This window comes from Streptomyces roseicoloratus, assembly GCF_004117935.1.
GTDB lineage: Bacteria > Actinomycetota > Actinomycetes > Streptomycetales > Streptomycetaceae > Streptomyces > Streptomyces roseicoloratus.
Window position 1 is genome coordinate 117,155 of the sequence record NZ_SDOY01000173.1, and the last position, 8,138, is coordinate 125,292.

At 74.4% G+C, this 8,138-nt stretch carries 7 protein-coding genes; 2 read left to right on the forward strand and 5 right to left on the reverse strand.

Annotated elements, in window-relative coordinates:
• Nucleotides 1-87 precede the first annotated feature (87 nt).
• On the reverse strand, nt 88-1,383 hold the full coding sequence (locus ESG85_RS32125; RefSeq protein ID WP_246095472.1) for an acetate kinase: 1,296 nt from the start codon (nt 1,381-1,383) through the stop codon (nt 88-90).
• Complete coding sequence (pta, locus tag ESG85_RS32130) at nt 1,380-3,473, reverse strand: phosphate acetyltransferase (protein ID WP_128984694.1); 2,094 nt, start codon at nt 3,471-3,473, stop codon at nt 1,380-1,382. The genes ESG85_RS32125 and pta overlap by 4 nt, the downstream gene beginning before the upstream one ends.
• A 279-nt stretch (nt 3,474-3,752) precedes the next feature.
• On the opposite strand from pta, the gene ESG85_RS32135 reads away from it, so the two are divergent.
• Both ESG85_RS32135 and ESG85_RS35540 read left to right on the forward strand, forming a co-directional pair.
• Nucleotides 3,753-4,778: an ATP-dependent 6-phosphofructokinase gene (locus ESG85_RS32135; protein WP_128984695.1), complete on the forward strand. Its 1,026-nt coding sequence runs from the start codon at nt 3,753-3,755 to the stop codon at nt 4,776-4,778.
• 265 nt (nt 4,779-5,043) lie between these two features.
• A complete protein-coding gene (locus ESG85_RS35540; protein WP_219825234.1) occupies nt 5,044-6,282 on the forward strand; it encodes a transcriptional regulator in 1,239 nt (412 codons plus the stop codon).
• A 52-nt stretch (nt 6,283-6,334) separates the two neighbouring features.
• Here ESG85_RS35540 and ESG85_RS32145 read toward each other — a convergent pair whose 3' ends face one another.
• The 3 genes from ESG85_RS32145 to ESG85_RS32155 all read right to left on the reverse strand — a co-directional run.
• On the reverse strand, nt 6,335-6,943 hold the full coding sequence (locus ESG85_RS32145) for a helix-turn-helix domain-containing protein (RefSeq protein ID WP_246095478.1): 609 nt from the start codon (nt 6,941-6,943) through the stop codon (nt 6,335-6,337).
• Between the two features lie 200 nt (nt 6,944-7,143).
• Nucleotides 7,144-7,851: a response regulator gene (locus ESG85_RS32150; protein WP_128984697.1), complete on the reverse strand. Its 708-nt coding sequence runs from the start codon at nt 7,849-7,851 to the stop codon at nt 7,144-7,146.
• Nucleotides 7,848-8,138, reverse strand: a 291-nt coding sequence (locus tag ESG85_RS32155) for an ATP-binding protein (protein ID WP_246095474.1), incomplete at its 5' end; no start/stop codon positions are given. The genes ESG85_RS32150 and ESG85_RS32155, both read right to left, overlap by 4 nt.

Consider the following 8,138-nt stretch of genomic DNA (forward strand, 5'->3'; position numbering starts at 1 on the left):
GGAATATTCCGTCTGGTGGAATGTACAAATGGGCGGGGTGCCGCTCAGGCGTTCACTCCTCCGGGCGAGGGTTCGCTCAGATGTCACCTACGCTTCGCCGGCGAGACCGCTCACGAGCGCGTAGCTCTGCCGGGCGATCTCCAGCTCCTCGTCGGTCGGTACGACGGCCACCGCGACCCGTGCGTACTCCGGCGAGACGATCCGGGCCTCGTCCGACCGCTCGGCGTTGAGACCGGCGTCCACCGCGAGGCCCAGCTCCTCCAGGCCCGCGACGGCGGCCTCGCGCACCGGCGCCGCGTTCTCGCCCACGCCGGCCGTGAACGCCACCGCGTCCACCCGGCCGAGCACCGCGTAGTAGGCGCCGATGTACTTCTTCAGCCGGTGGACGTAGATGTCGAAGGCGAGCGCCGCGCGCGCGTCGCCCTCGTCGATCCGCCGGCGTATCTCCCGCATGTCGTTGTCGCCGCAGAGCCCGACGAGCCCCGACCTCTTGTTCAGCAGGACGTCGACGTCCTCCGCGGACATGTCCGCGTTCCGCATCAGGTGGAAGGTGACCGCCGGGTCGATGTCGCCCGAGCGGGTGCCCATCACCAGGCCCTCCAGCGGCGTCAGGCCCATCGAGGTGTCCACGCAGCGGCCGCCCGCGACCGCCGAGGCGGAGGCCCCGTTGCCCAGGTGCAGCACGATCACGTTCACCTCCTCCGGCGCCTTGCCGAGCAGCCGCGCGGTCTCCCGCGAGACGTACGCGTGCGAGGTGCCGTGGAAGCCGTAGCGGCGGATCCGGTGCGCGTCCGCGGTCTCCACGTCGATCGCGTAGCGGGCCGCCCACTCCGGCATCGTGGTGTGGAAGGCGGTGTCGAAGACCGCGACCTGCGGAAGGTCCGGGCGCAGCGACATCGCCGTGCGGATGCCGGTGAGGTTCGCCGGGTTGTGCAGCGGCGCCACCGGCACCAGCCGCTCGATCTCGGCGAGGACCGCGTCGTCGATCACCGTCGGCTCGGTGAAGCGGAGCCCGCCGTGCACCACCCGGTGGCCGATCACGGCCAGTTCGGGCGAGTCCAGGCCGAGCCCGTCCGCCGCCAGCTCCTCGGCCACCGCCTTGAGGGCGGCCGCGTGGTCGGCGATCGGGCCGTGCTTCTCGCGCTTCTCGCCGCCACCGCCCAGCAGCGGCGTGTGCACCAGGCGCGAGGTCTCCTCGCCGATCCGCTCGACCAGGCCGAGCGCGAGCCGACCGCCGTCCTTCATGTCGAGGAGCTGGTACTTGACCGACGACGAACCGGAGTTGAGGACGAGCACGCGCGTCGGCGCACCGGCGCCGGGCGCGGCACCGGCGCCCGGGGCGGGGGAGGGGCCGGTGGTCGCGGTCGGGCTGGGCTGGGTCATGCGGTGGCCTCCTGACCCTCGGCGGGGACCTGGGACTGGATCGCCGTGATGGCGACGGTGTTGACGATGTCGCTGACGAGCGCGCCGCGCGAGAGGTCGTTCACGGGCTTGCGCAGGCCCTGCAGGACCGGGCCGACGGCGACCGCGCCGGCCGAACGCTGCACGGCCTTGTAGGTGTTGTTGCCGGTGTTGAGGTCCGGGAAGATCAGCACGCTGGCCTGCCCGGCCACCTCCGAGTCCGGCAGCTTGGTCGCCGCGACGGACGGCTCGACGGCCGCGTCGTACTGGATCGGGCCCTCGATCCTCAACTCGGGACGGCTCTCCCGGACCAGCTTCGTCGCCTCGCGCACCTTGTCGACGTCGGCGCCGGACCCGGAGGTGCCGGTCGAGTACGACAGCATCGCGATCCGCGGCTCGACGCCGAAGCGGGCCGCGGTGGCCGCCGACTGCACGGCGATGTCGGCGAGCTGCTCGGCGTCCGGGTCCGGGTTGACCGCGCAGTCGCCGTACACCAGCACCTTGTCGGCCAGGCACATGAAGAACACGGACGAGACGATCGAGGCGTCCGGCTTGGTCTTGATGATCTCGAAGGCCGGGCGGATCGTCGCGGCCGTGGAGTGCACCGAGCCGGACACCATGCCGTCGGCCAGGCCCTCCGCCACCATCAGCGTGCCGAAGTAGTTCACGTCCGACACCACGTCGTACGCGAGCTCGACGGTGACGCCCTTGTGGGCGCGCAGCCGCGCGTACTTCTCGGCGAAGGCGTCGCGCAGTTCCGAGGTCTGCGGGTCGATCAGCCGGGTGTCGCCGAGGTCCACGCTCAGGTCCGCCGCCTTCTTGCGGATCACCTCGACGTCGCCGAGCAGCGTCAGGTCGCACACGTCACGGCGGATCAGCACGTCGGCGGCGCGCAGCACCCGCTCCTCGGTGCCCTCGGGCAGCACCACCCGGCGCCGGTCGGCCCGGGCCTGCTCCAGGAGCTCGTGCTCGAACATCATCGGCGTGACCCGGCCGCTCCGGGCGACCGACAGCCGCTTGAGCAGGTCCGCGGTGTCGACGTGCCGCTCGAAGAGACCGAGCGCGGTCTCCGCCTTCCGCGGCGTGGCCGCGTTCAGCTTCCCTTCCAGGGCGAAGAGTTCGGTCGCGGTCGGGAAGCTGTTGCCCGGTACGGAGATGACGGGCGTGCCGGGCGCGAGGCGGGCGGCCAGGGTGAGGATCTCGTCGCTCGGCCGCTCGTTGAGGGTCAGCAGCACGCCGGCGATCGGCGGCGTGCCCGCCGAGTGCGCGGCGAGCGCGCCGACGACCAGGTCGGCCCGGTCCCCGGGCGTGACCACCAGACAGCCCGGGGTCAGCGCGTTGAGGAAGTTCGGCAGCATCGCGCCGCCGAAGACGAAGTCCAGGGCGTCGCGGGCCAGCCCGGCGTCGTCGCCGAGGACGACGGTGGCGCCGAGCGCGTGGGTGATCTGCGAGACGGTCGGCGCGGCGAGGGCCGGCTCGTCGGGCAGCACGTAGCAGGGCACCGGCACCCGCGCGGCCAGCCGCTCGGCGATGACGGCGCGGTCCTCCGCGGCGACCCGGTTGACGACCATCGCGAGCACGTCGCAGCCGAGCCCGTCGTAGGCGCGGAAGGCGTTGCGGGCCTCGGCCCGTACGGACTCCGCCGGCTGGCCCTTCCCGCCGACCACCGGGATCACGGAGGCGCCGAACTCGTTGGCGAGGCGGGCGTTCAGCGCCAGCTCGTCCGGGAGCTGGGTGGCGGCGAAGTCGGTGCCGAGGACCAGGACCACCTCGTAGTCCCGGGCCACCGCGTGGAAGCGGTCCACCAGCCGGGAGACCAGCTCGTCGGTGCCCCGCTCCGCCTGCAGCGCGGACGCCTCGTGGTAGTCCATGCCGTACCCGGTGGCCGCGTCCTGGGTCAGCCGGTAGCGGCTGCGCAGCAGGTCGAACAGGCGGTCGGGTCCGTCGTGGACCAGCGGGCGGAACACCCCGACCCGGTCCACCTGTCGGGTGAGGAGCTCCATGACTCCCAGCTCGACGACCTGCCGGCCGTCCCCGCGGTCGATCCCGGTCACGTACACGCTGCGCGTCACGCCGTGCTCTCCTGTTCGCATCGCTGCGGGTCATCCGTCAAGCGAATGTGTTCACAAACCATCGATGGGGTGGGAATGCCCTCTTGACAATACCCCTGCGGCTGGATAGGACGCCCGCTGGACGAAAGGCCCTGAGGAGGGGGACCGAAGGCCCTGAAAGGCCCCGGAACACCCTCCCGGGGCGGACGCGCGGAGCGGCGGCGAACGTGTCCGCACCGCCGACCGTGTGAGAATCGTCGCGGCTCACACGTACCACTACCGAGCAGGAGACACGGCACGATGCGCATCGGAGTTCTGACAGCGGGCGGCGACTGTCCCGGCCTGAACGCAGTGATCCGGTCGGTCGTGCACCGGGCCGTGACCCACTACGGCGACGAGGTCATCGGCTTCGAGGACGGCTACGCGGGCCTGCTCGACGGCCGCTACCGGCCCCTCGACCTGAACGCCGTCAGCGGCATCCTCGCCCGCGGCGGCACCATCCTCGGCTCCTCCCGCCTCGAGCGCGCCCGCTTCGCCGCCGCCTGCGACAACGCCAAGGAACTCATCGAGAAGAGCGGCTTCGACGCGCTGATCCCGATCGGCGGCGAGGGCACGCTCACCGCGGCCCGCATGCTGGCCGACGCGGGCGTGCCCGTCGTCGGCGTCCCGAAGACCATCGACAACGACATCTCCTCCACCGACCGCACCTTCGGCTTCGACACCGCCGTCGGCGTCGCCACCGAGGCCATGGACCGGCTCAAGACCACCGCCGAGTCCCACCAGCGCGTGATGGTCGTCGAGGTGATGGGCCGGCACGCCGGCTGGATCGCCCTGGAGTCCGGCATGGCCGGCGGCGCCCACGGCATCTGCCTGCCCGAGCGTCCCTTCGACCCGGCCGACCTCGTCAAGATGGTCGAGGAGCGCTTCGCCCGCGGCAAGAAGTTCGCCGTCATCTGCGTCGCCGAGGGCGCCCACCCCGCCGAGGGCACGATGGACTACGGCAAGGGCGCGATCGACCAGTTCGGCCACGAGCGCTTCCAGGGCATCGGCACCGCCCTCGCCTACGAGCTGGAGAAGCGCCTCGGCAAGGAGGCCCGGCCCGTCATCCTCGGCCACGTCCAGCGCGGCGGCACCCCCACCGCGTACGACAGGGTGCTCGCCACCCGCTTCGGCTGGTACGCCGTCGAGGCCGTCCACCACGGCGACTTCGGCAACATGACCGCGCTGCGCGGCACGGACATCCACATGGTCCCGCTGGCCGAGGCCGTCACCCAGCTGAAGCGGGTCCCGGTGGACCGCATGCGCGAGGCCGAGTCCGTCTTCTGACGGACCGACCTCCGGCCCGGGCCTTTCCGGTCCGTGCCGTTTCAGGCCCGCGCCTTCCCCCACTCGCGTCCTTCCGGCCCGCGCGCTTCCGGCCCGGACCCGGGCCACGGGGCCTTGCTCCCGCGTCGCGGTCCCGATCGTCCCCCCGTGGACGATCGGGGCCGAATCCATGCTTGAGCCCGGAGGCGCGATCAACAAGGCTTGGGGCTTGTCCCGGACATGTCCCCACCCGTCCGGACCCGGCCGGACGAGGGGAGCGGCGCGCATGACCACGGGGGAGACGGCTCCCGATCCGCGGGGAGCACGTAACCCGGCCGAGTTCGTCGCGCGGCTCCAGGAGCTGAAGAACCGGTCCGGACTCACCTTTCGCGAACTGACCGCCCGCGCCGCCGCCCACGGCGACGTCCTGCCCCGCTCGACCGTCGCGAACATGCTCGCCCGCACCACCCTCCCGCGCCCGGAACTCCTCACCGCCTTCGTCCGCGCGTGCGGCGTGGACCCGGCCGCGGAGGCGGACTGGCAGGCGGTACGGAAGGAGCTCGCGGAACCCGCGACGCACGGCGCGGAGGCGGCGGGTGGGCCGTCCGGAGCGGCGGAGGCGGCCGGCGGGCGGCCGGCGGACGGGGCGGAGGGGGCGTGCGGAGCGGCGGACGGCGCCGAGGGGACGCCCGGGGAGCGGGAAGCCCCGGAGGCCACGGGGCCGCTCGCCGAGGCGGACGCCGCGGACCCCGCGGGCGGCGCGGAGGCTCTCGTCTGGCCCGGAGCCGAGCTCGCGGCCGAGGCCGGGGAGGCGGCGGAGCCTCCGACGGGCGGGGACGCCGGCCCGGCGCCGGACCCGCGGATCCGGCTGCGCCGTACCCTCGTCGGCGCGGTCGGCGTGGCCGCACTCGTCCTCGCCGCCGTCAGCGTCGTCGCCTTCGTCCGCGAGGACGATCCCGCGCACGGCCGAGGGCAGGAACGGACCGGGGCCCCGGCCTCGGCCACCACCCCCGACCCGGCCCCGGCCACCACCCCCGGCCCGACCCGGGTCCCGCCCCCGGTGCTCACCGCGCCCGCCGAGGGCCCGGTCCACATCCGGGTCGTCGGCTCCGGACTCTGTCTGGGCGAGCGGCGCGGCAGCGGCAGCGGCCGGATCCACCAGCGCGACTGCGCCGGCGCCGACGTGCCCCGCTACGCGCTGAAACGTCTCCCCAGAGACGAGTGGAGGATCGTCTCGGACCACCCTGACTACGGCCCCGGCTGCTCCGGCATACCCTCCGGCGGCCGGATACCCGACGCCGCCTTCGAGGACTCCGAGTGCGGCGACCCCGGCCGCGTCGAACGCTTCACCCTGGAGCCGTACGGCAGCCCGGTCCGCGGCTACCGCATCGTGCCGGCCGGTTCCGCGACCTCCGGCGGTTGCGTCACGGTCACCGGCGACCGTACGGCCGCGTGGTCCCGCCTGGCCCAGGCGCCGTGCGCGGCGGACGCGGCGGGGCAGCTGTTCTCGTTCGACCGCCGCTGAGGGCGTGAGGCGTGGGGAGTGGGAGGAGTGGGAGGGGCGTGAGGGACGGGGGTCAGGGGCCGACGGCGGCCCAGAAGTGGTCGGTGATCCCGTCGAGGTACGTCCGGCCCGCGTCGCCCGTCGCACCCGAGGCGCCCCAGCTGCTCGTGGCGGCCATCCGGGCGTGGTAGTCGGCGTGCAGGCGCTGCAGCGCCTCCTCGACGGCCGGCCGGGACAGCGGCACCAGCTTCACGACCGGCTTCACGTACGCCTGCCAGCGCGTGGTGGCGGCGTCCCGGAGCAGCTCCGCCAGCTTCCCGTCGCCGCCGGTCGCGACGAGCAGGGCGCGCGGGTCCAGGCCGAGCGTCGCGGCGAGCGCGGCGGTCTGCCGCTCGTTGCCGCGCCAGGTGCCGGACTCCTCCATGCGCAGGTACGCGGCCGGGTCCAGGCCCACCCGGCGGGCGAGGTCCTCGGGGGCGAGGCCGCGGGCGATCCGGTGCTCGCGGAGGGTCGTCGCGGCGACGAGGAGTTCGACGGGCGAGCACCACAGCACGCCGGAGAGGGCGGTGAGCTCCTGCGAGGTGGGCGCGGCGCGTCCGCGCTCCCAGGCGACGACGGTCTCCGGGGCGACGTGCAGGCCGTACTGGGCGCGGAGCCCGTAGGCGACGTGCTCGGGGGCCATGCCGAGCCCTTCGCGCAGACGGCGCGCGGCGAGGGCGTTGAAGGGCGGGGAGGGTTGGTGCACCCGGCCACGGTAGGAGTGCGGGGTCACCCCTGGCTACGGTGCGTTCACCCAACGCCGCAGGTCGTAGGAACATGGGAACCGCCCGGTAACCGCCTGCGGCCTGCCCGGCAAGGGCCGGCCGGGCCCGGGACACCGCCTCAGGCCCGGGGCGGGCGGCCGGTCGCGTCGAGCCAGCGGTACTGGAGCTCCGGGCGGCCGATCTGTCCGTACTGCGGGGCACGGGCCGCCCGGCCCGCCGTCACCAGGTGCTCCAGATAGCGGCGGGCGGTGATGCGCGAGATGCCGACCGCCGCGCCCGCCTCCGCCGCCGTGAGTCCCTCGGGCGCGGCCCGAAGCGACCGGGTCACCGCCTCCAGGGTGGGTCCGCTCAGGCCCTTCGGCAGGGCCGCCGGCTGCGGCGCGCGCAGCGTCGCGAGCGCCCGGTCCACCTCGTCCTGGCCCGACGCCTCACCGGCCGCCGCGCGGAACTCCGCGTACCGGACCAGCCGGTCCCGCAGGGTCGCGAAGGCGAAGGGCTTGAGCACGTACTGGACGACGCCGAGCGACACGCCCTCCCGCACGATCGCCAGGTCCCGCGCCGAGGTCACCGCGATGACGTCCGCCGCGTGACCGCCGGCCCGCAGCGCCCGCAGCAGCTGGAGGCCGTGCCCGTCCGGCAGATAGAGGTCGAGCAGCAGCAGGTCCACCGGCGTCCGGTCGAGCATCCGCACCGCCTCCGCGCGCGAGTGCGCCACCCCGACCACGGTGAAGCCGGGCACCCGCCCCGCGTACAGGGCGTGCGCGTCGGCGGCGACGGGGTCGTCCTCGACCACGAGCACCCGGATGTCACGGTCCGCCGTCCTCATGCCCGCACCTCCGCCCGAGCCACGGCACCGGTCCCGGCGTCGCCGCCGACGTCCGTGCCGGCCAGCGGCACCCGTACGGTGAACTCCGCGCCGCCCAGCGCCGATCGGTTTACCGCCAGGGTGCCGGACGCGCGGGTGACGGCCTGCTGGACCAGGGCCAGGCCGAGGCCCCGGCCGGGGCCCCGCGTCGACCAGCCCCGGTCGAGCACGGCGTCCCGGTCCTCGGGCCGGACGCCGGGCCCGCTGTCGCCGACCCGGAGCAGCAGCTCCCCGCCCTCGGCCAGCGC